This is a genomic window from Nocardia sp. NPDC047648, from assembly GCF_040642815.1.
GTDB lineage: Bacteria > Actinomycetota > Actinomycetes > Mycobacteriales > Mycobacteriaceae > Nocardia > Nocardia gamkensis.
This window is the reverse complement of record NZ_JBEYSX010000007.1, coordinates 1-19,414: the sequence shown is the minus strand read 5'-3', so window position 1 is coordinate 19,414 and position 19,414 is coordinate 1. Positions and strand designations below refer to the sequence as shown.

Here is a 19,414-nt window from a genome sequence, read left to right as displayed (position 1 = left end):
GTTATCGGGGTACTCGCGGCAACCGCAGTCCGGACGAGGCGACCAGTTCGCGCATCACCTCGTTGACGCCACCGCCGAAGGTGACCACCAGGTTCTGCTTGGTCCTGCGGTCCAGCCAGGTCAGCAGTTCGCCGGTGGCCGGGTCGGCCGGGTCGCCGTAGCGGCCGATGATCTCCTCGGCGAGCCTGCCCGCCTCCTGGAGCGATTCGGTCGAGTAGATCTTGGTGGCCGACGCGTCGGCGATCACCTGGGCCTGGTCACCATCCACGCCGGCGGCGGTCGCGCCGGGCCCGGAGGCGGTAGCGGAGCGTGACCACGCAGGGCCCTGCGAACGCCGCCCATCGGACGCGGCGGCCACCTGCCAGTTCAGCAGTTCGTTCAGCCGCACCATGGCGTGAATGCGGCCCAGCGCGCGCCGCACGTCCGGTTCGGCGAGCACGCCGCGCGGTTGCGCCCAGTCGCGCACCCGGTCGTAGAGCTGCTCGATCTTGCCGGACGGCCCCAGGCTCACCCGCTCGTGGTTGAGCTGCGTCGTGATCAGCTTCCAGCCCCGGTTCTCCTCGCCGACCAGCATGTTCGCCGGGACGCGCACATTGTCGAAATAGGTCGCGTTGGTGTGGTGCGCGCCGTCGCAGGTGATGATGGGCGTCCACGAGTAGCCGGGATCGGTGGTGTCCACGATCAGGATCGTGATGCCGCGGTGGCGTGACTCGGTCGAACCGGTGCGGCAGGCCAGCCAGACGAAGTCGGCCTCGTGCGCGCCCGTGGTGAAGATCTTCTGCCCGTTGACGATCCAGTCCCCGGACTCGTCGCGCACCGCCGAGGTGCGCAGCGAGGCCAGGTCGGTGCCCGCCTCCGGCTCGGAGTAGCCGATCGCGAAATGGATGTCACCGGCCAGGATCCCGGGCAGGAACCGCTGCTTCTGCTCGTCGGTGCCGAACTGCTGCAAGGTGGGTCCGACGGTCAGCAGCGTCACCAGCGGCAGCGGGACGTCGGCCCGGACCGCCTCGTTGAAGAAGATCTGCTGCTCGACCGGCCCGAAACCCTGGCCGCCGTATTCCTTGGGCCAGCCGACGCCGAGCCACCCGTCGCGCCCCATCCGGCGCACGACGGCGCGGTAGGCGTCGCCGTGCCGGTTCACCGCCATCTCGGCCTCCTCCTCGGGAGTCACGAGATCGGCGAAGTAGGCGCGCAGTTCGTCGCGCAGCCGGCGTTGCTCACTGGTCAGGTCGATGAACATCCGGCCCCCAATCGATCGAGCCGGAACGACGCGCCGCCCAGCCAGCGGGCGATGTCCTTGGCTTGTGAGTAGTAGCGGTGCATCGGGTGGGTCACGTCCACGCCGAGACCGCCGTGCAGGTGATGGCACTTCTGCATGGCCGCGGGCAGTTGTTCGGCGACGGTGTAGGCCAAGACCGCCAGGTCGTCGTCGGTGCGCTCGCGGTGCTCCTGGCTCGTGTCGTCCTGTGCGAGCGACCAGTTCGCCGAGACCGCGGCGACGTGCAGGGTCCGCGAGACGACGTACAGGTCCGCGATCTGCTGGGCCACCGCTTGGAACTCGGCCAGCGGCCTGCCGAACTGGTGACGGGTGCGCAGATGTTCCGCGGTGAGCGTGATCGCCCCCCTGAGCAGACCATCGGCCACCGAGCCGATGGAAGCGAGCGCCAACCGGTGCAGTTCGGCCAGGCCGTTCGGCCACAACTGTTCGGCGGGTATCTCCACTCCGTCCAGCTGAACGGTGTATTCGGGGATGCCGCCGGAGGCGGGAGTCGGCGTCAGCGTGAGGCCTTCGGCCTGCGCGTCGACGAGGGCGATCCCGGAATCGGTCGGCACGAGCAGCCAGCTCGCCTGCTCGGCGTAGGGCACGGCGACCTTGCGCCCGCTGATGCGCACGGTGTTCCCGCCGCTGGTGACCGCGCTGGTCTTCGGTTCGACGGTGAACGGCGCCGCGGCTTCGCTCAGCGCCGCCGTGACCACCGTTCCCTTGGCGATGTCGGGCAGCACCCGCGCCCCGACGCTCTCCGGCGCGCTCGCCACCAGCGGCAGCACGCCGAAGCCCAGCGTCGGAAGGGCGGGTACCGCGACCGCGTCCGTCGCCAGCTCGGTCAGGAGAGCCGCCACCTCGAGCAGCCCCATGCCGTCACCGCCGTGCCGCTCCGGTACCGCGACGACAAGCAATCCGGAGTCGACCAATTTCGGCCACAGTTCCATATCGCGAGCGGGTTCCCGCTCCAGCAAACTCACGACGACTTCGGCCACCGCGTCCTGGCCCTCGTCCCTGGTGAAATCCATGTTTTCTCCCGGTTGTCGGCGACTAGCTGTTCACGTCGCGAGGCAGCCCGAGAATCCGCTCACCAGCAACGGTGAGCAAGATCTGCTCAGTTCCACCAGCGATCGATAGACAGCGCGTCAGCAGGAATTCCTTCGCTGCTTCGGAATCCTGAGCGCCGGAAGGCCCTGTCGTCTCGACAGCGAATTCCGCGACCGCTTGACGGTGGCGCACCCCGACCAATTTGCGAACACTACTCTGCGCGCCGGGATCACCCCCCACCAGCAACTTCACTGCCGCGCGTTGCTCGAGCAGAAGCCCGGCGACGGCCTCGGCGACGAATCCGCCGAGCCGGTCGTTCACCATTTCGGCGCCGGGGCCGGTGGCGGGCGATTTCGCGATCAGCTCTTCGAGCACCGGACCGATCCCATTTCCACCCATGGCGACCCGCTCGGTCGCCAAGGTCGAGCGGGCGATCTTCCATCCATTGTTCAACGCGCCGACCACGCAATCATCGGGCACGAACACGTCGTCGAGGAACACCTCACTGAAACGCGCCTCCCCGGTGATCTGCACGAGCGGCCGCACTTCGAGTCCGGCGCTGTGCATGTCGACCAAGAAATACGTGATGCCACGGTGTTTGGGCGCATCCGGATCGGTGCGCGCCAGGCAGATGGCCCAATTCGCCTTATCCCCCAGCGAAGTCCACACCTTTTGGCCGCGCAGCACCCAGCCGCCGTCCGCCTTCTTCGCGGTGGTGCGCAACGCCGCCAGATCGGAGCCCGCTTCGGGTTCGCTGAACAGCTGGCACCAGACCACCTCGCCGCGCAAGGTCGCCCAGGCGAAGCGCTCGATCTGCTCCGGGGTCCCGTGTTGCAACAGCGTCGGAATCGCCCAGCCGCCGATGGTCAGATCCGGCGCGGTGAGCCCGGCGCGGCGCAGCTCCTCGGAGATCACCAGACCGGTCATCGGGTCCGCGGCGCGTCCATACGGCCGCGGCCAATGCGGCATGACCAGACCCGCCTCGACCAACGCGTCGCGCTGCCGATCGGCGGGCAGGGCGGCGATCCGCGCGACTTCGGCGGCCAGCTCCTGCGCGCTGTCGCCGTCGACGGCCACGCCCTCCTCGGCGAAGACCCGGTCCGCCCCCGTGGTGCGCCGCAGGCCCTGACGGGTCAACTCGGTGACCCGCGCCCGCCAGCGCGCCGAGCCGCCGAGCAGTTGCCGCAGTGCCGTCGCCCGGCGCAGGTACAGGTGCGCGTCGTGCTCCCAGGTGAAGCCGATACCGCCGAGCACCTGGATGCAGTCCTTGGCGGTCTCGACCGCGGCGTCCAGGGCGATCGCGGCCGCGATGGCGGCGGCGATCGGCAGTTCGGCGCCGCCGTCGTCCACGGCGGCCGCGGCGTCGGCCGCTACGGCGCGGATGAGCTCGGTGCGGCACAGCATCCAGGCGCAGATGTGCTTGACCGCCTGGAACGAACCGATCTTGCGTCCGAACTGCTCGCGCACCTTGGCGTACTCGACCGCGGTCTCCAGGCACCAGCCCGCCAGGCCGGACAGTTCGGCGGCGACCAGCGCGACCAGCAGATCCCCGGCGGCGTGCGGCGCGACGAACACGTCTTCGGCGGGCACGCGCAGATCGGCGCAGTGCACCCGGGCCAGCGGCGTGCTCGGATCCAGCGGCGCGAGCGCCTCCACGCGCAGGCCGACGGCATCGGGCCGGACCAGGCACCACCGTTGCCCCTGCGGCTGGTCGATCGGCAGCAGTACGGCGGTGCCGGGGGCGGCGCCGAGCACGGAATCCCAGGCACCCGTGAGCAACACACCGTCGCTTGCGGCGGGTACGCTCACCGTCGAACCGACGACGAAGTCGAGCGCGACCCCGCAGGGCAGGTCCTCGTCGAGCCTGCCCGCGGTGATCAGATTGGCCAGAGCCGTTGCGAGCACGGGGCCGCCGACCAGGTCGTGGGCCGCCTGCTCCACCAGCACGGCCAGATCGGAGACCGACCCGCCCGCACCGCCCGCGTCCTCGGCCACCGCGACCCGGAAGATCCCGATCTCGGCCAGGGCGGGCCAGTAGGCCCGCCAGAAGTCGGCCGCGCCGGTCCGCATTGTTGCAATTGGACGGACCGACGCCGCCCATCCGCGCATCGACTCCTGGACGGCTTTATGCTCGTCAGTGGTGGCGATGGTCACACTCCATACCGCCTTTCCGGCGTGACTCCCACACCTAGAACATGTTCTAATATCCTAGCCGGGCGGAAGTCAAGAGACCATCACGCCGCGGCGACACCGCGCACGCAGCCGACGAAACGACGTTTCCGGAAAGGACTTTCATCAATGGCCAGTCCGTCCCGATCGCAGCCAGCCGACTCGAGCGCGGCCCGGCCCGCGGCCACGGTCACCACGCTCAGCGAGGACGAGCTGAGTTCGGCGGCGCAGCGTGAACGACGCAAGCGGATCCTGGACGCGACCTTGGCACTCGCGTCCAAAGGCGGTTACGACGCGGTCCAGATGCGCGCGGTGGCCGAGCGCGCCGACGTCGCCGTCGGCACGCTGTACCGCTACTTCCCGTCCAAGGTGCACCTGCTGGTCTCGGCGCTGTCGCGCGAATTCGAGCAGATCGAAGGCAAACGCAAGCCGCTTGCCGGGCAGTCCCCGCAGGAGCGCATGCACCTGCTGCTCACCCAGATCACCCGGATGATGCAGCGCGACCCACTGCTCACCGAGGCCATGACCCGGGCGTTCATGTTCGCCGACGCCTCCGCCGCTGCCGAGGTGGACCGCGTGGGCAAGGTGATGGACCGCGTCTTCGCGCGGGCCATGAACGACGGCGAGCCCACCGAACGGCAGCTGGCCATCGCGCGGGTGATCAGCGATGTGTGGTTGTCGAATCTGGTCGCTTGGCTGACTCGGCGCGCCTCGGCCACCGACGTCACCGAACGACTCGAACTGACCGTCGACCTCCTGCTCGGCGAACGCAACCAGTAAGCTCTGTCGGGATCTCTCAGCGCACATCGAGCGAATTCGGCCCCGGCCACCCGCCGGGCCCGAAGATCTCCCCTGTGCTGGGACGAAGCTCACCCGCTCCGATCCCGTCGCCGTTAGCTGGGCAGATCCACCGGACACCGGTTCAGCACCTGCGTTATCGTGCGCACGCGGACCGGCGCGCTTCTGTGCGGCAAATTCAACACAGTATTGTTTTGCCCGCCCCCTGAAAAAATCCTCCGATCACTAGGTTGGATGCGTGAGCGCACAGGATCTGCCACTGGAACTTCGCCGTGCACTGTCGACGGTCGCGCGCGTGCCACGGCTGCTGGTCGCATCGGACTACGACGGGACACTCGCGCCCATCGTGTCCGACCCGGCCAAAGCCTTTCCCCATCGGGAATCGGTGAGCGCGTTACGAGCCCTCGCCGGCCTGACCGGGACTACGGCCGCCGTGATCTCCGGTCGCGCGCTGCGAGATCTCGCGGCGCTGTCCAGACTGCCCGTCGAGGTGCAACTGATCGGCAGCCACGGCTCGGAATTCGACGTGGGCTTCGTGCACGCGATCGACAACGACGCCAAGCATCTGCTCCAAGAGGTGCAGACGGCGCTGAACCAGGTCGCCTCGGACAATCCGGGGGTCACCGTCGAGATCAAGCCGGCCAGCGTCGCGTTGCACGTGCGCAACGCCAGCCCGGAGATCGGTCATCGCGCGCTGTCGCAGGTCCGGCTCGGTCCGGCGTGCTGGTTCGGCGTGCAGGTCACCGAGGGCAAGTCGGTCATCGAGCTGGCCGTGGTGCAGACCGACAAGGGCACGGCGCTGGACACGGTGCGGCATCAGGCGGGGGCCTCGGCCGCGGTGTTCTTCGGTGACGACGTCACCGACGAGAAGGCGTTCCGGGTGCTGTCGGGTCCCGACGTCGGCATCAAGGTCGGCGAGGGCGAGAGCCTGGCCAAGTTCCGCGTGGACAGCACCGAGGCCGTCGCCTGGGCGCTTGCCTACCTGCTGGAGGAGCGCCGGACCTGGCTGGCGGGCGCGAGCGCGCCGCGCATCGAACGGCTGACCATGCTGGCCAGCCCGCGTTCGGTCGCGCTGCTCACCCCGGACGCCACGGTCACCTGGTTCTGCCACCCGGAGCCGGATTCCGCCGCGGTGTTCGCCCACCTGCTCGGCGGCCCGCAGGGCGGTCACTTCACCATCGAGCCCGAGCGCCCCGGACTGCCGCTCTCGCAGCGCTACGTCGACGGCACGATGACCGTCGAAACCCGCTGGGCGAAGCTGCAGGTCACCGACTACCTGCCGCACGATGTGGCGTCCAACCGCACCGACCTCACCCGGGTGATCACCGGCGACGCGAAAGCCGTGGTCACCTTCGCCCCCCGGCCCGAGTTCGGCCAGGTGCCGGTGAACCTCGAAGCGCAGGAGGGCGGGCTGCGCGTGCACGGCACGAACGATCCGATCGTGCTGCGCTCCCCGGGCGTGCGGTGGGAGATCGTCTCGGACGGCACCCACGAATCGGCACGGGCCGTGGTCGATCCGTCCAAGGGTCCCATCGTGCTCGAACTACGTTGCGGCACCAGCGATCTCGACCCCGCCGCCGCGGGTGAGACGGAGCGGCGACGGGAAGCCGAGCGGTACTGGTCGGAGTGGGCCTCGAAACTCACGCTGCCGCCGCTGAAGCCCGACCTGATGAAGCGTTCCGCGCTGACCCTGCGCGGCCTGGTGCACGCCCCGTCCGGTTCGATCCTCGCGGCCGCGACCACCTCGCTGCCGGAGGACATCGGCGGCGTGCGCAACTGGGACTACCGCTACTGCTGGCTGCGTGACGCGGCGCTCACCGCGCAGGCGCTGGTCTCGCTCGGCTCGCTCACCGAGGCCGAGGCCTACCTCGGCTGGGTGCACGGGGTGCTGGAGACGTTGCCCGGCCCCGAGCGCCTGCACCCGCTGTACACGCTCTACGGCGAGACGCTGCCGCCGGAGGCCTCGATCGACCAGCTGCCCGGCTACGCGGGCTCGCGCCCGGTGCGCGTCGGCAACGCGGCCAACATGCAGGTGCAGCTGGACGTCTTCGGCCCGATCGTCGACCTCATCGCCACCCTGGCGCACGCCAGGGAGCTGCGGGGCGTCACCGCCGCGGCGGACGTGCTGCCCGACGCCGACTGGGACCTGGTGTGCGCCATGGTCGCGGCGGTGCAAAGGCGCTGGCAGGAGCCCGACCACGGCATCTGGGAGATCCGCGGCAACCCCCGCCACCACGTGTACTCGAAGGTGATGGGCTGGCTGACCGTCGATCGGGCGCTGACCCTGGCGCAGAAATTCGACCGCGAGATCGACCCGGCCTGGCCGGTGCTGCGCGACACCATCGCCGACGAGGTGAAGGCGAAGGGCTGGAACGACGAGGTGCAGTCCTACACCGCGGCCTACGACGGCACCGACCTGGACGCGGCGACCCTGCACATCGGGTTGAGCGGCCTGATCGACCCCTCCGACCCGCGCTTCGCGGCGACCGTCGTGGCGACCGAGGCCGAGCTGCGCAGCGGGTCGACCGTGTACCGGTACCACCACGACGACGGCCTGCCCGGCGGCGAGGGTGGCTTCCACCTGTGCGCGGCCTGGCTGGTCGAGGCGTACCTGCTGATCGGGAAGCGCTCCGACGCCGAGGCGCTGTTCGCCCAGCTGGTCGACGTCGCGGGCCCGACGGGGTTGCTCAGCGAGGAGTACGACCCGGTGGCCGAACGCTCGCTGGGTAACCACCCGCAGGCCTACAGCCACCTCGGCCTGTTGCGCTGTGCGCAGCTGCTCGGCCAGCCGGTGGAGGCCGCGCTGGTCTGACCCGCGCATCGCGACGAGGGCCCGCGAACGAGGAATCGTTCACGGGCCCTTCGTATTTCGCCTTTTCGAGGGCTTCGCATCCTAGCCTGCGACGATCCCTGCTAGAGTTAAACGGGAACGATTTCCATTATGATCTAGAGCACTGCCAGGAGTACCCCCACGTGAGAACCGGATTTGCCATCACCTGCGCAGGCATCGCCGTGGGGGTCGCCTCCGCCCTGACGCTGACCGCCTGCGGCAGCTCGACCGACGACGGCAGGCCGTCCGTCGTAGCCTCCACCGACGTGTGGGGCGATATCGCCGCCGCCATCGCGGGCCCCGACGCCGCCGTCCGGTCGCTGATCACCGATCCGTCCGCCGACCCGCACTCGCACGAGACCTCCGCCGTCGAGTCGGCCGAACTCAGCGATGCCGACCTCGTGGTCTACAACGGCGGCGGCTACGACGAGTTCGCCGAGAAGGCGGTGGCGGGCACGAACAAGCGCACGGTGGACGCGTTCGCCTCGCGGGTGGACCAGAGCGACCAGAACGAGCACGTCTGGTACGACGTGCGCACCGTCGGCGTGGTCGCCCACCGGATCGCCGCCCAGCTCGGCGAACTGGATCCGGACAAGGCCGCGGCCTACGCCGAGCGCGCGAGGACGTTCGAGAACGGGCTCGCGGCGGTCACCGCCATCACCGGCAAAATCGCCGCCGAACACCCGAGAACTCCGGTGTTGCAGACCGAGCCCCTCGCGCACTACCTCGTGGCCGCCGCCGGGGCGGATGACCTGACTCCGCACGAGTTCCAGGAAGCCATCGAGCAGGAGACCGACCCGGCGCCCGCGGCCGTCGCGGCGACCCAGGACCTGCTCACCGGTAAGCGGGTCCGCGCGCTGATCTACAACGTGCAGACCGAGGACAAGATCACCAAGGATCTGCGCGGCACCGCGCGGAACGCGGGCGTCGCCGTCGTCGAGGTGACCGAGACCCTGCCCGAGGGCGTGGATTATCTTCAGTGGCAGACGAAGAACGCGCAGGCGCTGGCCGCCGCGCTGGGCTGAGCAGATGAACGAGGGAGCCGCGCTGACCGAGCACACCGCCGCGGTGGAACGGCGGCGATCGAACATCGGTGCGGACTCGGCCGCGGTGCGGCTGGCGGCCGCCCGCTTGTCGTTCGGGGACCGAACCCTCTGGGAGGGGCTGGATCTCACCGTCGCACGGGGTGAATTCGTCGCGGTGCTCGGACCGAACGGCTCCGGCAAGACTTCACTGCTGAAAGTATTGCTGGGCCAGGTCGGCCTGAGTTCCGGCACAGCCCGGATCGCGGGCTCTCCCGCGCGTACCGGCAACCCAGACATCGGCTATGTACCGCAACAGAAGACGATCGATGCCGGGGTGCAGTTGCGCGGCGTCGACCTCGTCGGACTCGGCGTCGACGGGCATCGCTGGGGCCTCGGTCTGCGCTCCCGCGCCGAACGCAGACGCAAGGTGGCCGCTGCCGTCGCCGACGTCGGAGCGGAGCACTTCGCCCACGCGCCGCTGGAATCCATGTCCGGCGGTGAGCAGCAGCGCTTGCGGGTGGCGCAGGCGCTGGTCGGTGATCCGAAGGTGCTGCTGTGCGACGAGCCGTTGCTCAGCCTCGACCTGGCGAATCAGCGACTGGTCGCCGAGCTGATCGATCGCCGTCGGCGCACCCACGACACCGCGGTGCTCTTCGTGACGCACGAGATCAATCCGATCCTGCCCTTGGTGGACCGGGTGCTGTACCTGGTCGACGGACGGTTCCGGATCGGGACGCCGGAGGAAGTGATGACCTCGCCGGTGCTGTCGGAGCTCTACCGCACCCAGGTGGACGTGCTGCGGGTCCGCGGTCGCCTGGTGGTCGTCGGCACCGGCGACACCATGGACGCGCTGGGCACCGCGGGCGGTCACTGTCACGGACCCGCGGGCGACGAGTTCGCACCCGGTGGCGCCGCGCACGATGGGTCAACGGCGCCGAGCGACGCGAACGACTCGGCGCAGAGGGGGCACGCGGACTCGGCCGACTCGGCGTCCAACCGCACTATTTCCGGCAACGGCAAGGGTTCGGTCGCTACGTCCTCGGCGCCCTCCGTGCCGACGGACCTCGTGAACGGCAACGGCGATCGGTCGGCCGCCGATCCCGACGAGAGTGGAGTGCGCTCGTGACCGACAAGCTGTCCAGCGTCCTCGGCAAGATGCTGGACTTCGGCACCACGGCGAACCTGCTGTCCTACGGGTTCGTCCAGCAGGCGCTGCTCGCCGCGGCCCTGCTCGGCCTGCTGTCGGGTGTGATCGGCCCGCTGATCATCAGCAGGCAGATGTCGTTCGCCGTGCACGGCACCAGTGAGCTGTCCCTGACCGGGGCCGCCGCCGCGCTGCTGGCCGGTGTGGGGGTCGGCCTGGGAGCCATCGCGGGGTCGGTGGTCGCGGCGGTGTTGTTCGGCCTGCTCGGCACCCGGGCGCGCGAGCGCGATTCGGTGATCGCGGTGGTGCTTTCGTTCGGCCTGGGTCTCTCGGTGCTTTTCCTGTGGCTGGGCCCCGACCGCGCGGGATCGAAGTTCTCGCTGCTGACCGGTCAGGTGGTCAGCGTCGGCAACAACGGCCTCGGCCTGCTCGCCGTCTGCACCGCCGGGGTGATCGCGGTGCTCGCGTTCGTCTACCGGCCGCTGCTGTTCGCCAGTTCCGATCCGGAGGTGGCGGTGGCGCGCGGAGTTCCGGTGCGGGCGCTGTCCATCGTGTTCGCCGTGCTGCTCGGCATCACGGCGGCGTTCGGCGTGCAGATCGTCGGTGCGCTGCTGGTCCTCGCCCTGCTGATCACGCCGGCCGCCGCGGCCGCGCAGCTCACCGCGGACCCGATCCGGGCGACGGTGCTCGCCGTGCTGTTCGCGGAGATCGCCGCCGTGGGCGGCATCCTGCTGTCGCTCGCGCCCGGCGTGCCCGTCTCGACCTTCGTCACCACCATCTCGTTTCTGATCTACCTCGCCTGCCGCCTGCTCGGCGCCCGCAACCGCAGACTCGCCCGCGCCCGCTGAGCGGCCGCGAACTTGATGGCGGCCGCCTTCAGTCCTCCCGGGGCGCTTTCGTATGCTCGAGGCGCCGCGACCCCGAACGAATGGTGACCAACGATGATCGACTTCGCGATTCCCGCCGACCTCGCCGCCGAACGCAACCGAGTACGCCGATTCGTCATCGACAAGATCGTCCCGTACGAGCGGGACCCGCGCCTGACCGCGCACGGCCCGACCGATGAGCTGCGGCAGGAACTCGTCGAACTCGCCCGTGCCGAGAAGTTGCTCACCGTGCAGGCGCCCGAGTCGCTCGGCGGGCGCGGCCTGACCCACATCGAGCAGGCGGTGATCTACGAGGCGGCGGGCTGGTCCACGCTCGGCCCGGTGGCGATGAACTGCGCGGCGCCCGACGAGGGCAACATGTTCCTGCTGTCCAAGGTGGCCGACCCCGACCAGGTCCAGCGTTTCCTGGCCCCGGTGGTCGCGGGCCACCAGCGTTCGGTCTTCGCCATGACCGAGCCCGACGGGGCGGGCTCCGACCCGGCCCAGCTGTCCACCGCGGCGACCTTCGACGGCGAGAACTTCACCGTCAACGGCCGCAAGTGGCTGATCACCGGGGCGAACGGCGCGAAGACCTGGATCATCATGGCGCGGCTCGCCTCGAACCCGCACCTGCCCGAAGGCCCCACCCTGTTCCTGGCCGACGGCGACGAGCCCGGCATCGTCATCGAACGCACGATGAACACGATGGACCGCAATTACGTCGCCGGGCACGGTGTGGTCCGCTTCGACAACCTGGTCCTGCCCAGGGAGGCGTTGCTCGGCGAGGCGGGCCAGGCGCTGCGCTACGCCCAGCTCCGGCTCGCCCCGGCCCGGCTGACCCATTGCATGCGGTGGCTCGGCGCCGCCGAACGCGCCCAGAGCATCGCGGTCGAGCACGCGCGCACCCGCACCGCGTTCGGCAAGCCGATCGGCGAACACGAGGGCGTGTCGTTCATGCTGGCCGACAACGAGATCGCGCTGCACCAGTGCAGGCTGACCATCTGGCACGCGTGCTGGCTGATGGACAACGGCGAGAAGGCGCGGCACGAGAGTTCGATCGCGAAGTCGTTCGTGTCCGAGGAACTGTTCAAGGTCGCCGACCGGTGCGTGCAGGTGCTCGGCGGCATCGGCATCAGCGACGAGACCGTGGTCGAGATGATCTTCCGGGACATGCGTGCCTTCCGGCTCTACGACGGCCCGACCGAGGTGCACAAGTACGCCATCGGGCGCAAGGTGCTGCGCGGATAGCCGAGGACTTTCGGCCCCGGGTCAGCTCCGCGTCCGTCGGCTAACATCCTGTGGCATGAGTTCGGAACTGCACGTCGACGTCTCTCAGGGCGTCGCCGTGCTCACGCTCAACCGGCCCGCCCAGCAGAATGCCTTCACCCCCACGATGGCCGCCGAATTGGGCGCCGCGTTGCGGCGCTGCGATTCGGAAGACGCCATCCGTGCCGTGATCGTCACCGGCACCCCGCCCGCGTTCTGCGCGGGCGCGGACCTATCCAACCGGGTGGGCGAAGTCAGCGCCACCATCGATCCGCCGCCGTGGCGAGTGCGCAAACCGGTGATCGCGGCCGTGAACGGTCACGCGGTCGGCATCGGCCTCGCCTTGGCCCTGCAATGCGATCTGCGGTACATGGCGCGCGACGCGGTGTACGGGCTGAACCAGGTGCGCCGCGGCGTCTTGGCCGACGGCTACGCGCACTGGACCCTACCCAGGCTGGTCGGCATGGCCAACGCCGCCGACATCATGCTGACCGGGCGCACGTTCGACGGTGACGAGGCGAAGGCGATGGGTCTGGCCAACAGCTCACTGCCCGCGGGTGAGGTGCTACCCACCGCGCTGGCCGTCGCGCACGACATCGCGAACGGCTCGGCGCCGCTACCGGTGGCCCTGTCCAAGCGGCTGCTCTGGGAAGGGCTCGGGATGAGCCCGGCCGTGGTCGGTCAACTGGAAACCGACCTCAACCAGCACGCGACCAAGAGCATCGACGGCGGCGAGGCCATGGCCGCGTTCCGCGACCGCAGGCAGCCCAGCTGGTCGGGCAGCGTCAGCACGGAATGGCCCGCGTGGGACGCCGCGGGGCGCGAACGCCCCAGTTTGGATTAGGTCCGCCGAGGACAGCGCTTCAGACGCTCCGCCGGCCTGCGTACCAACCCATACCCGGCGAGGTGGACAGGCTCCGTCCGGCGGCACCGCTCAAGCGTTACCGCCGAGCAGGATGAACAGGAACAGCACCGCGAAGATGATCATGAAGACGGTGCCGACGACGCCGAGGACATAGCCGACCAGCACCTGGGTGCGGCCACCGTACGCGCCACCGGATTCCTCGATCTGGTCGAGCGCGCGCCTCCCCAGCGCCCACGCCACCGGCCCCAGCACCCCGCAGCAGAGGACGCTCGCCGCGCCGAGAAACAACACCGCCGTCGCGTTCGGATGCTCGACCGGCTGACCGATGGGCTGATTGGGTATCACCACCAGCCGAATTCTACTGTGCCGTGCCGCCTCTCCGTGTTCTTAAGCCGTACGCGTCGGGGCTGACGAGATTTGCGGGGCGCCTCTTGCGTTCGGTGACGCGCACGCCGGGGCGCACCCTGGGAGTTGGCCTTGCCCTTGCGAGACCAGTTGGCGCGCTTTGTCTTTCCCACGAGATCGTGACCTCGGAAGGCAGGCTGGGTATCGACGGCAAGTTATCCGTCGAATACGGCACAGCCTCGGCACGCGGACACCCGAGTGATCGAGCGACCGGCGCAAATGATCAGGCGCGGCGCTGCCGGGCGACTTCGGAGAGCACCACGCCGGCGGCGACCGACGCGTTCAGCGATTCCACCGGGCCGGCCATCGGGATCGACAAGATCGCGTCACAGGATTCCCGGACCAGGCGGGACAGGCCCTTGCCCTCCGAGCCGACCACGATCACGGTCGGCTCACCGCCGTCGAAGTCGTCGAGCGTGGTGTCGCCCCCGGCATCCAAGCCGACGATCTGAACACCCTGCGACGCCCAATCCTTCAGCGTGCGGGTGAGATTCGTCGCGCGCGCGACCGGGAGCCGAGCGGCGGCGCCCGCGCTGGTACGCCAGGCCACCGCGGTGACGCTCGCGCTGCGCCGCTGCGGGATCAGCACGCCGTGGCCACCGAAGGCCGCCACGGAACGGATGACCGCGCCAAGATTGCGCGGATCGGAGATGTTGTCCAGCGCGACCAGCAGCGCGGGCTCGGCGGCGCCGCGTGCCCGGTCGAGCAGGTCGTCGGGATGGGCGTAGCGGTACGGCGGCACCTGGAGGGCGACACCCTGGTGCAATCCATTGGCGCTCAACCGATCCAGGTCGGTGCGCGGTACCTCGAGGATGGAGATGCCCGTGTCGGCGGCCATCCGCACACTCTCGGTCAACCGGTCGTCGTTCTCGGTACCGACCGCGACGTACAGCGCCGTCGCGGGCACCCCCGCACGCAGGCACTCGACCACCGGATTGCGCCCGAGCACCAATTCCGGGCCGTCGTCGCTCTTGCGCCCGGCGGGCCGGCCCGACGAGGACGAACGCCCCTGCGCTGCTTTGGCTTTCGCGGCCGCGCGCTTGGCGGCGGGATGCTTGGTCCGCATCTCGGCGGGCGGGGTCGCGCCACGACCCTCGAGCCCGCGCCTGCGCTTGCCGCCCGAGCCGACGACGGCGCCCTTCTTGCTGCCGCTCTTGCGAACCGCACCCCGACGCTGCGAATTGCCTGCCATTACTCGGCCTTTCCGGATTGCGGTTCGCCGAGCGCCCATTCGGGACCATCGGCGGTGTCGGTGACCTCGATGCCCGCGGCCTGCAGACGGTCGCGCACGCCGTCGGCGGTCGCCCAGTCCTTCGTGGCCCGCGCCTCTTGGCGGCGGTCGAGTTCGGCACGCACCAGCACGTCGAGAGCGCCGAGCGCGGCGGAGGAATCGCTCGGGGCATACCAGTGCGGATCGAGCGGATCGACGCCGAGCACGCCGAGCATCGCACGCACCTGGCTCGCCAGGTCGCGCGCGGAGTCGATCGCGCCGACCTCGAGCGCCTTGTTGCCCTCGTGCACCGCCCGGTGGATCTCCGCCAGCGCCTTCGGCACCGCGAGATCGTCGTCGAGGGCGGCGGCGAACGCGTCGGTCCACTTGCCGACCGGAATCTCACCGGCCCGGTCCACCACCCGGGTCACGAAGGCCTCGATGCGCTGATAGGACTGCGCCGCGTCGTGCAGCGCCTTCTCCGAGTACTCCAGCATCGAGCGGTAGTGCGCGCTGCCCAGGTAGAACCGCAGTTCGACGGCCCGCACCTGTTTGAGGACGTTCGGCACGGACAGCACGTTGCCCAGCGACTTGGACATCTTCTCCCCGCCCATGGTCACCCAGCCGTTGTGCAGCCAGTACCTGGCGAAGCCGTCACCGGCCGCCTTCGACTGGGCGATCTCGTTCTCGTGGTGCGGGAACACCAGATCCATACCGCCGCAATGGATGTCGAATTCCGGGCCGAGGTAGAACTCGGCCATCGCCGAGCACTCCAGGTGCCAACCGGGGCGGCCGGGCCCCCACGGCGACGGCCAGGTCGGCTCGCCCGGCTTGGCCGCCTTCCACAGGGTGAAGTCGCGCGGGTCGCGTTTGCCCTCGCCCGCGCTCTCACCCTGGTGCACGTCGTCGAGCTTGTGGCCGGACAACTTGCCGTAGTCCGGATAGCTGACCACGTCGAAGTAGACGTTGCCCGCCGAGGCGTAGGCGTGACCGCGGTCGATCAAACGCTGCATCATGTCGACCATCTGCGTGATATGGCCGGTGGCGCGGGGCTCCGCGGACGGCGGCAGCACACCGAGCCGTTCGTAGGCGCGATCGAAAGCACGCTCGTGCGTGGCGGCCCACTCCCACCACGGCCTGCCCGCTTCGGCGGCCTTGGTCAGGATCTTGTCCTCGATATCGGTGACATTGCGGATGAGCCAGACGTCGAAGTCGTGCGCCAGCAACCAGCGCCGCAGTACGTCGAACGCGACTCCGCTGCGCACATGGCCGATGTGCGGCTCACCTTGCACGGTGGCGCCACAGAGGTACACCGAAGCACGGCCGGGGACCAGGGGCGCGAAATCGCGCATGGTCCGCGTGTCGGTGTCAAAGAGGCGCAGGGTCACGGCAGTCGATCCTAGCTGGTGTATAAGGTCGTTCACGGACCGGCTCGGGTCCGCCGGAGCAGGATCAACGACAAGCTTGCAGCAGGGCCGTCGCCACGGCGGCGACACCCTCGCCGCGACCGGTCAGGCCGAGTCCGTCGGTGGTGGTGCCGGACACCGACACGGGGGCGTCGAGCAACTCGCCGAGCACCTGCTGCGCCTCGGCGCGCCGCGGCCCGATCTTCGGGCGATTGCCGATCACCTGCACCGCGGCGTTGACCACTTCGAAGCCCGCTTCGTCCAGCAGCCTGCGCACTTCCTTCAGCATGGCCGCACCGGAGACACCCGCCCATTCCGGGCGTCCGGTGCCGAAGACCGCGCCGACATCGCCGAGGCCGGCCGCGGACAGCAGCGCGTCGCACAGCGCGTGCGCGGCGACGTCGCCGTCGGAGTGACCCGCGCAGCCGTCGTCGCCGTCGAACAGCAGACCGGCCATCCAGCACGGCCTGCCCGCTTCGATCGGATGGACGTCGCTGCCGATACCGACGCGCATGGTCACGGCGCCACCGCCCGTCCGATGCCAGCGCCGTCCAGTACCGCGTCGGCGAGCCGGAGGTCGAGCGGAGTGGTGATCTTGAACGCCAGCGGATCGCCGGGAATGGTGTGCACGCCGACGCCGAGCCGCTCGACCAGCCCCGCGTCGTCGGTCGCCTGGATGCCCTCGGTGGCGTAGGCGGAGCGCAACAGGTCGGCCGCGAAACCCTGCGGCGTCTGGATGGCGCGCAACCCGGCGCGCTCGGGAGTGCCGGTCACCGCGCCCGCCGCGTCGACGGACTTGATGGTGTCGGTCACCGGAAGTCCGGGAACCACGGCGGGACGGCCCGCGCGCAGTTCCGCCGTCACCCGGGCGATGAGCTCGGGTGGCGTGAGCGCTCGGGCGGCGTCATGGACCAGGAAGTAGGCGGCGTCGGGCGCCGCGGCGATACCCGCCCGCACCGAGTCGATGCGTTCGGCGCCGCCGACGACCACCTGAACCGAACCCGTGGGCGGCAGCAGGGCAACGGCGCTGTCGACGAGTTCGGTGGGAACCATCACGATGATCCGGTCGACCGCGCCGGAGGCGATCAAGCCTTCGACGGCGAGCCGGACCATAGGTGTGCCGCCGACCGGGACGAACGCCTTGGGTGTCGATTCACCCAGACGCACGCCACGGCCGGCGGCAGGCACCAGAGCAACGACGGGCCCGTCGGTGGGACGGACACCGTTGTCAGGTTTGTTCACGGTCAGGAAGCCGCTGCGAGGACCTCATCGAGCAGGGTCTCGGCCTTGCCGTCATCGGTTCCTTCGGCCAGCGCGAGTTCACCGACAAGAATCTGCCGAGCCTTGGCGAGCATGCGCTTCTCACCCGCGGACAGCCCGCGGTCCTGCTCCCGGCGCCACAGATCGCGGACGACCTCGGCCACCTTGTTCACATCGCCGGAGGCGAGCTTCTCGAGGTTGGCCTTGTAGCGGCGGGACCAGTTGGTCGGCTCCTCCGTATGCGGCGCACGAAGCACCTGGAAGACCCGATCGAGACCCTCCTGACCCACGACGTCACGCACGCCGACGTATTCGGCGTTCTCCGCGGGAACCCGAACAGTGAGATCGCCTTGGGCGACCTTCAGGACCAGATACTCTTTTTGCTCACCCTTGATGGTGCGAGTCTCGATTGCTTCGATCAACGCCGCTCCGTGGTGGGGGTAAACGACGGTGTCTCCGACCTTAAAAATCATGTGTCCCGTGCCCCTTTCGATGTTCACAGTTTAACATGCGACTCGATAACGGCGCGATCAACTGTGCAGGTCAGGGCCACAACGAGGCGACCGTGGGGCTTGACAGATGCCAGGTGGTGTGCATTACGTTGTGCCAGAAGGGGTTATCTCCCGGCTCGTTCGGCGCCGCTCGCCTCCCGCGCGCCGGCACCTTCGCGGCAACCATCCAAAGCTCGACCGAACCGTTACCGAAGTACCGGGTGTCGGCTCGGACGTGTCGTGGCCCACCGCACACCGCGCGTGCGCGTGCCGCGCGGACTCCGCGTTTGTCCCAGCCCCCGCGCCCGGTCCGCCGAGGGAACTACTACGCTGCCTAGTTACTACGCTCCCGCGCGGAGCAGAGCCCGGTCGACATGGAGGGACAACCCGTGACTGCCCTGAAAGCTGTGACCGCCCCGAAGGGGGCGCGACGTCGCATGGTGACGGTTGCCGCACTCGCCGCCGGAGCGGCGATCGCGCTGTCCGGCTGCGGCGCGGGCCAGATCTCGCAGACCGCGGAGCAGGTCGCCGCCGTGAACGGCAACCATGCCGACGTCGGCCGCATCGCGCTGCGCAACGTGCACATCGTGTACCCGGGCGAAGGCACCGCCTACAACAACGCCAAGGGCGGCAAGGCGCTCATCGCGCTGTCCATCATCAACAACGGCGAGTCCGTCCCCGACGAGCTGACCAGCATCACCACCGACCTGGGCACCGTCAAGATCACCCCGGCCTCCGGCAAGTCCGTGGTCGAGCTCGCGCCGCAGCAGACCGTCGTCGCGGCGAACCAGCCGGTCAAGCACGAGTCCACCCCCAGCAGCAGCGCCACGCCCAGCAGCAGCGCCGCGCCGACCACGAGCGCCGCGGCCCCCACCTCAGCGCAGCGCTCCGCCGCGCCGACCACCGCCGCCGATTCGCACGGCGCGGGCGAGCACGGCTCCCAGCCCGCAGCCACCGACCCCGAGACCAACCCGATCCTGATCGAGATCACCGGCCTCACCAGGGACGTCACCCCCGGCCTCACCTACAACGTCTCGTTCAACTTCAAGCAGAACGGCACCGTCCAGGTCCAGGTCCCGGTCGACGCGGGCCTGCACACCGAGCGCCACGAGTCCGACAAGTCCGGCCCGGCCGAAGCCGAGCACACCGGCGGCCACTGAGTCGAATTCGCAGCGACTTCGTCGCTGCGTTCGATTCGCAGCGACTTCGTCGCTGCGTGTTCGCGGCACTATGTGTCGAGGCCCGTCACCAACGCGCCCGGCGCACCTCAACTCCCGGTTTCGAGCGAAGCGAGACCGAGCATGCGCCGTTCGCGGCCCGGCTCGCGTTTGCGCGGCCGCCGCTTGCTCCTTCGTCGCGTACGCGGCG

At 69.6% G+C, this 19,414-nt stretch carries 16 protein-coding genes and 1 pseudogene; 8 read left to right on the top strand and 9 right to left on the bottom strand.

The window, feature by feature from the left end:
- Position 1: 1 nt before the first annotated feature.
- Genes ABZ803_RS16445 through ABZ803_RS16435 form a run of 3 tightly spaced genes read right to left on the bottom strand, consistent with a single transcriptional unit; the run spans position 2 to position 4,465 of the window.
- Positions 2–1,240, bottom strand: a complete 1,239-nt coding sequence (locus ABZ803_RS16445; protein ID WP_357038200.1) for an acyl-CoA dehydrogenase family protein — start codon at positions 1,238–1,240, stop codon at positions 2–4.
- Positions 1,225–2,292, bottom strand: coding sequence for an acyl-CoA dehydrogenase family protein (locus ABZ803_RS16440; protein WP_357038197.1), 1,068 nt, complete (start codon positions 2,290–2,292; stop codon positions 1,225–1,227). Before ABZ803_RS16440 ends, ABZ803_RS16445 begins: the two co-directional genes overlap by 16 nt.
- A 22-nt stretch (positions 2,293–2,314) precedes the next feature.
- A complete protein-coding gene (locus ABZ803_RS16435; protein WP_357038194.1) occupies positions 2,315–4,465 on the bottom strand; it encodes an acyl-CoA dehydrogenase family protein in 2,151 nt (716 codons plus the stop codon).
- A 144-nt stretch (positions 4,466–4,609) separates the two neighbouring features.
- On the opposite strand from ABZ803_RS16435, the gene kstR reads away from it, so the two are divergent.
- The 7 genes and pseudogenes from kstR (at position 4,610) to ABZ803_RS16400 (ending at position 13,253) form a co-directional block, all read left to right on the top strand.
- The gene (gene kstR / locus ABZ803_RS16430; protein WP_040864563.1) at positions 4,610–5,260 is read left to right on the top strand and encodes a cholesterol catabolism transcriptional regulator KstR; all 651 of its coding nucleotides are present in this window, start codon (positions 4,610–4,612) and stop codon (positions 5,258–5,260) included.
- A gap of 256 nt (positions 5,261–5,516) precedes the next feature.
- Positions 5,517–8,090, top strand: coding sequence for a trehalose-phosphatase (gene otsB, locus ABZ803_RS16425; RefSeq protein WP_357038190.1), 2,574 nt, complete (start codon positions 5,517–5,519; stop codon positions 8,088–8,090).
- Between the two features lie 161 nt (positions 8,091–8,251).
- On the top strand, positions 8,252–9,133 hold the full coding sequence (locus ABZ803_RS16420; RefSeq protein WP_357038187.1) for a zinc ABC transporter substrate-binding protein: 882 nt from the start codon (positions 8,252–8,254) through the stop codon (positions 9,131–9,133).
- Positions 9,134–9,137: 4 nt separating this feature from the next.
- Positions 9,138–10,001, top strand: a pseudogene (locus tag ABZ803_RS16415) (ATP-binding cassette domain-containing protein); the annotation flags it as partial.
- A gap of 254 nt (positions 10,002–10,255) precedes the next feature.
- On the top strand, positions 10,256–11,125 hold the full coding sequence (locus ABZ803_RS16410; RefSeq protein WP_357038184.1) for a metal ABC transporter permease: 870 nt from the start codon (positions 10,256–10,258) through the stop codon (positions 11,123–11,125).
- 93 nt (positions 11,126–11,218) lie between these two features.
- Complete coding sequence (locus ABZ803_RS16405) at positions 11,219–12,391, top strand: acyl-CoA dehydrogenase family protein (protein WP_357038181.1); 1,173 nt, start codon at positions 11,219–11,221, stop codon at positions 12,389–12,391.
- Positions 12,392–12,446: 55 nt separating this feature from the next.
- A complete protein-coding gene (locus ABZ803_RS16400) occupies positions 12,447–13,253 on the top strand; it encodes an enoyl-CoA hydratase-related protein (protein WP_357038178.1) in 807 nt (268 codons plus the stop codon).
- Positions 13,254–13,343: 90 nt separating this feature from the next.
- Here the strand turns inward: ABZ803_RS16400 and ABZ803_RS16395 are convergent, their stop codons facing one another.
- The 6 genes from ABZ803_RS16395 to carD all read right to left on the bottom strand — a co-directional run bounded on the left by ABZ803_RS16395 (position 13,344) and on the right by carD (position 18,028).
- The gene (locus ABZ803_RS16395) at positions 13,344–13,622 is read right to left on the bottom strand and encodes a hypothetical protein (protein WP_062968859.1); all 279 of its coding nucleotides are present in this window, start codon (positions 13,620–13,622) and stop codon (positions 13,344–13,346) included.
- Between the two features lie 280 nt (positions 13,623–13,902).
- Positions 13,903–14,871: a 23S rRNA (guanosine(2251)-2'-O)-methyltransferase RlmB gene (gene rlmB, locus ABZ803_RS16390; RefSeq protein WP_357038175.1), complete on the bottom strand. Its 969-nt coding sequence runs from the start codon at positions 14,869–14,871 to the stop codon at positions 13,903–13,905.
- A complete protein-coding gene (cysS, locus tag ABZ803_RS16385; RefSeq protein ID WP_357038172.1) occupies positions 14,871–16,277 on the bottom strand; it encodes a cysteine--tRNA ligase in 1,407 nt (468 codons plus the stop codon). Before cysS ends, rlmB begins: the two co-directional genes overlap by 1 nt.
- 64 nt (positions 16,278–16,341) lie before the next feature.
- Positions 16,342–16,809 carry a 2-C-methyl-D-erythritol 2,4-cyclodiphosphate synthase gene (gene ispF / locus ABZ803_RS16380; protein ID WP_062968866.1) on the bottom strand — a complete coding sequence of 156 codons (468 nt, stop codon included), beginning with the start codon at positions 16,807–16,809 and terminating at the stop codon, positions 16,342–16,344.
- 2 nt (positions 16,810–16,811) lie between these two features.
- Positions 16,812–17,537: a 2-C-methyl-D-erythritol 4-phosphate cytidylyltransferase gene (gene ispD, locus ABZ803_RS16375; protein ID WP_357038169.1), complete on the bottom strand. Its 726-nt coding sequence runs from the start codon at positions 17,535–17,537 to the stop codon at positions 16,812–16,814.
- Between the two features lie 2 nt (positions 17,538–17,539).
- Positions 17,540–18,028 carry an RNA polymerase-binding transcription factor CarD gene (carD, locus tag ABZ803_RS16370; RefSeq protein ID WP_011206964.1) on the bottom strand — a complete coding sequence of 163 codons (489 nt, stop codon included), beginning with the start codon at positions 18,026–18,028 and terminating at the stop codon, positions 17,540–17,542.
- 407 nt (positions 18,029–18,435) lie between these two features.
- On the opposite strand from carD, the gene ABZ803_RS16365 reads away from it, so the two are divergent.
- Positions 18,436–19,206 carry a hypothetical protein gene (locus ABZ803_RS16365; protein ID WP_357038166.1) on the top strand — a complete coding sequence of 257 codons (771 nt, stop codon included), beginning with the start codon at positions 18,436–18,438 and terminating at the stop codon, positions 19,204–19,206.
- Positions 19,207–19,414 lie beyond the last annotated feature (208 nt).

What these genes read in the sequence shown, in the direction of transcription:
- ABZ803_RS16445 (WP_357038200.1), bottom strand. Translation starts at nt 1,240, where the DNA reads ATGTTCATCGACCTGACCAGTGAGCAACGCCGGCTGCGCGACGAACTG.
- ABZ803_RS16440 (WP_357038197.1), bottom strand. Translation starts at nt 2,292, where the DNA reads ATGGATTTCACCAGGGACGAGGGCCAGGACGCGGTGGCCGAAGTCGTC.
- kstR (WP_040864563.1), top strand. Translation starts at nt 4,610, where the DNA reads ATGGCCAGTCCGTCCCGATCGCAGCCAGCCGACTCGAGCGCGGCCCGG.
- ABZ803_RS16405 (WP_357038181.1), top strand. Translation starts at nt 11,219, where the DNA reads ATGATCGACTTCGCGATTCCCGCCGACCTCGCCGCCGAACGCAACCGA.
- ABZ803_RS16400 (WP_357038178.1), top strand. Translation starts at nt 12,447, where the DNA reads ATGAGTTCGGAACTGCACGTCGACGTCTCTCAGGGCGTCGCCGTGCTC.
- rlmB (WP_357038175.1), bottom strand. Translation starts at nt 14,871, where the DNA reads ATGGCAGGCAATTCGCAGCGTCGGGGTGCGGTTCGCAAGAGCGGCAGC.
- ispF (WP_062968866.1), bottom strand. Translation starts at nt 16,809, where the DNA reads ATGCGCGTCGGTATCGGCAGCGACGTCCATCCGATCGAAGCGGGCAGG.
- carD (WP_011206964.1), bottom strand. Translation starts at nt 18,028, where the DNA reads ATGATTTTTAAGGTCGGAGACACCGTCGTTTACCCCCACCACGGAGCG.